5 protein-coding genes and 1 pseudogene are annotated in these 3036 nt (G+C 38.9%); 4 read left to right on the top strand and 2 right to left on the bottom strand.

Annotated elements, in window-relative coordinates:
* Positions 1-523 (top strand): annotated as a pseudogene (locus ACFINF_RS08955) (hypothetical protein); the annotation flags it as partial.
* A complete protein-coding gene (locus ACFINF_RS08950; RefSeq protein WP_375620554.1) occupies positions 405-782 on the top strand; it encodes a phage tail protein in 378 nt (125 codons plus the stop codon). The pseudogene ACFINF_RS08955 and the gene ACFINF_RS08950, both read left to right, overlap by 119 nt.
* Before the next feature lie 121 nt (positions 783-903).
* Here the strand turns inward: ACFINF_RS08950 and ACFINF_RS08945 are convergent, their stop codons facing one another.
* Entirely contained in the window at positions 904-1275 is a 372-nt protein-coding gene (locus tag ACFINF_RS08945) for a type II toxin-antitoxin system HigA family antitoxin (RefSeq protein WP_375620553.1), read from the bottom strand.
* Positions 1276-1393: 118 nt separating this feature from the next.
* On the opposite strand from ACFINF_RS08945, the gene ACFINF_RS08940 reads away from it, so the two are divergent.
* Together ACFINF_RS08940 and ACFINF_RS08935 are read left to right on the top strand one after the other, a co-directional pair.
* Complete coding sequence (locus ACFINF_RS08940) at positions 1394-1669, top strand: type II toxin-antitoxin system RelE/ParE family toxin (RefSeq protein ID WP_375620552.1); 276 nt, start codon at positions 1394-1396, stop codon at positions 1667-1669.
* 30 nt (positions 1670-1699) lie between these two features.
* Positions 1700-2029 carry a HigA family addiction module antitoxin gene (locus ACFINF_RS08935; protein WP_375620551.1) on the top strand — a complete coding sequence of 110 codons (330 nt, stop codon included), beginning with the start codon at positions 1700-1702 and terminating at the stop codon, positions 2027-2029.
* Between the two features lie 58 nt (positions 2030-2087).
* On the opposite strand, the gene ACFINF_RS08930 is transcribed toward ACFINF_RS08935, so the two are convergent.
* A complete protein-coding gene (locus ACFINF_RS08930) occupies positions 2088-2588 on the bottom strand; it encodes a Rha family transcriptional regulator (protein WP_375620550.1) in 501 nt (166 codons plus the stop codon).
* Between the last annotated feature and the right edge of the window lie 448 nt (positions 2589-3036).

The following is a 3036-nucleotide window of genomic DNA, read 5'->3' as shown; positions in this document are numbered from 1 at the left end:
GTTAGGAACGCATCAACATAAAACCGAAGATATCGTGGGGCTTGATAAATTTAGAGCCAAGCTTAATGAAGACCTCATAGCCTATGGTCGCCTAGCAAGCCCAAATGAATGGCAGAATTACAACACATTTAACAGAAAAGTCACCATGGGTGACGACTTGGAGATCTTGGGCAATTTATCATCTGATTTCTTCAGTCGTCCGAAAAGGAAAGTGGTTACCCGTTTAAGCGCAAATGAAAGTACGCTTAAAGGACCGCTTAAAGTTGATGGTGATCTTGTCTATACCAAGAGCGAAATTGATGCTTTGCTGGACGCGCTAAACAATAGCATGCCAGTAGGAACTGTAATTTATTATCCTGCACTTAACAGTTCCAAAGGGATGGTTAAAAGCAAATGGTGCGCTCATTTCACGGAGCGACTATGCACAACTTTTTGCGGTTATAGGCACGACTTATGGTGCTGGCGACGGCAAAACTACCTTTCGCTTGCCAGATTTAAGAGGGGAGTTCCTACGGGGAGTTGATGATAAACGTAATATTGACCCTAATAGAACCATTGGATCACAGCAAGGCGACGCTATCCGTAACATTACAGGCGAATTGAATTTTGATGCCAAGGCTAAAGTTGCAAGTGGCGCTTTTAAATATGGTGGGGTTTCTAATAGCAGCAATACTTCTTCTGGTTCATCCTCAACCATAAAGTTTGACGCATCTAGAAGCGTACCAACCGCAAATGAAAATCGTCCTCGGAATATAGCGCTGTTAGCGCTTATTCGCTATTAAAGCATGCCGAACATGAAACAGATGTTAGCAAAGTTCCGGTACTTCACACTGTTTAATCTCTTCCTCACTCTGAAGGGATAATGTTTTATGAAATACTAGATAAATAATGACATCCCCTGCTTTAAACATGTTGATCACTATTCAAAATGTCATCTAAACCACGATCTAAATCGTCTAATATATTTTGCGGTGCATCTGCATAAACAAAAGATTGTACACGAGAACGCGCTTTTATTAATTCATGATATAAATCAACAGGAAGCAGATCTTTAGCACTTAAGTTCATTTGTTCCATTCTAAATTTAATAGCCTCAATAGGATGAGGAGAAGAAATAGGATAATGTTCTGTTTCATAAGCTTCAATTAACAAAACAAGAGTTTTCATTCTATCAAATTCTGGAGTATTAACTTCTGGCTGCTTATCAAACATTGCAGACACAACTTCTAAAGCTTCTTGGTAATCTCTCTCTGTACAAATTGGTTTGATATTCATTTCTTAAATTCTTTTAGTTCTACAGTATTCCATTAACAATATTTAACTGTAACATTTTTGTTGACAATTGTCACTTAATATATTACATCTTATTTAAAATAAAGTTGTTGAGTTTGCTATGATCAAAACATTTAAAAATAAAGACCTACAATCTCTCTGGGAAACAGGAAAAAGTAAGATTGATAGCAGGCTTCATCAGCGTATTATTCGCCGTCTGGATACTCTTGACGCAGCTTCTCAAGTTAGTGATATCAATGTACCAGGTTATAATTTTCATATGCTTAAAGGCTTTACTCCAACTCGCTACACAATTCATATCAATGGTCCTTGGTGTATCACTTTTGAATTTAAAGACAGACACGTTTACCATGTTGATCTAGAGCAATACCACTGAAGGTTTTAAGATTTGTAAAGGAAACTATCCATGACCACACGTAATCCTAATCGTTGTCCTTCTCATCCAGGAGAAATTTTAGCTGAATCCTTAGAACATTTAAATGCAAGCAAAACCGAAATTGCTAGGATTCTTCAAATATCACGCCAGCACTTGCACGGTATCCTTAAAGGAGAACGTCCAGTCACAGCCGTAACAGCAGCTCGCATTGGTAAATTGTTAGGAAATGGACCAGCCCTTTGGCTACAGCTTCAAGCCAATTATGATACATGGCATGCCTTGAGGGACATTGATGTCTCTTCTATTCCAACACTAAAAGTTAGTAAAAAAGCAGATGTGCAAATGGAGCATAGCCGTTAAGAAAGAAATCGCATACCTCCCCGCCTCAAAGACGAGGAGATAAATCGTGTTTTTAAAGTTAAGCAGCTTTTACAACAGGGCTTGCTAAAACTCGCTTAGCTTCTTTTGTAACTGATTTGTAATGATCAAGCTCTTTTTCGAGGTCATTTGCATCCAACAAACGTCTCATCATCAATCCTAAAATTTCTCCAACACCAGCAGGTTTTTTAAAACACTCATAAGAAAATAATTCATAATCGACAGCTTGTTTTTTTAAATCATAGAAAGCTTTAACGAGTGCTTTTTTGAATGCACGCACCGTATCATTGTTACGCATATAGGTCATGAGTAGAGTGGCTTGTGGTTCATTGAGGATAGCAACTTCTCTCTTTTGACCACCTTTACCGTCTCTTTTACTCAATTGGATTTCAAATCCAAGTGAACCAAACTCTTCAAAATCCTTACGATTATTGCGTACAAGCTTGATAACTGTAGCATGGCTATTCCCCACACCCTCAGCAATTTTCAAAGAGGTTGTGACAGCAATACCAGCACTGTCGATTGTTACTAAATTATTCATGATGAACTCCTATGCAGTTAGATGTTTTTGATTGACACTCAACAAAGAATGCCGGGTGCTCAAAAACACGGTGCATAGTCCGTCGTTACGCCTTCCCCATAAGGGTATTGTATAGCGTAACCACACCCGACAACATTATTATATGCGTATAGCATATAATGAGTCAAAGTCTTTAATGTGCGGAGAAGAGATTGTGTCGTCAATCTATCCGCTATGCATCCAAGGTGTTTTTGAAGCACCTTTGTATGAATCTAACGGTTTTAAAGTTTTTGTCAAGTCGCTCGTCAGAGCGGCTTTTTACCTCTCATTTTTCCCATTCATTTTCATTCACCCCTCATTTAAAGGAGCATAAAGTATGGCAATAGGTTTTCTACACGGTGTTGAAGTTGTCGAGGTTGACGACGGCACCCGCCCCCTTCGCGCGGTACAATCGGCAGTTATCGGAATT

Origin of the sequence: Bartonella sp. TS25HLJMH, from assembly GCF_042193505.1 — a bacterium.
Taxonomy (GTDB): domain Bacteria; phylum Pseudomonadota; class Alphaproteobacteria; order Rhizobiales; family Rhizobiaceae; genus Bartonella; species Bartonella grahamii.
The sequence above is the reverse complement of the archived record's forward strand: the minus strand, read 5'-3'. Positions and strand labels throughout refer to the sequence as shown.

Bases quoted from the DNA above. Each gene is read 5' to 3' on its own strand.
- ACFINF_RS08945 (WP_375620553.1), bottom strand. From the start codon at position 1,275: ATGAATATCAAACCAATTTGTACAGAGAGAGATTACCAAGAAGCTTTA.
- ACFINF_RS08940 (WP_375620552.1), top strand. From the start codon at position 1,394: ATGATCAAAACATTTAAAAATAAAGACCTACAATCTCTCTGGGAAACA.
- ACFINF_RS08935 (WP_375620551.1), top strand. From the start codon at position 1,700: ATGACCACACGTAATCCTAATCGTTGTCCTTCTCATCCAGGAGAAATT.
- ACFINF_RS08930 (WP_375620550.1), bottom strand. From the start codon at position 2,588: ATGAATAATTTAGTAACAATCGACAGTGCTGGTATTGCTGTCACAACC.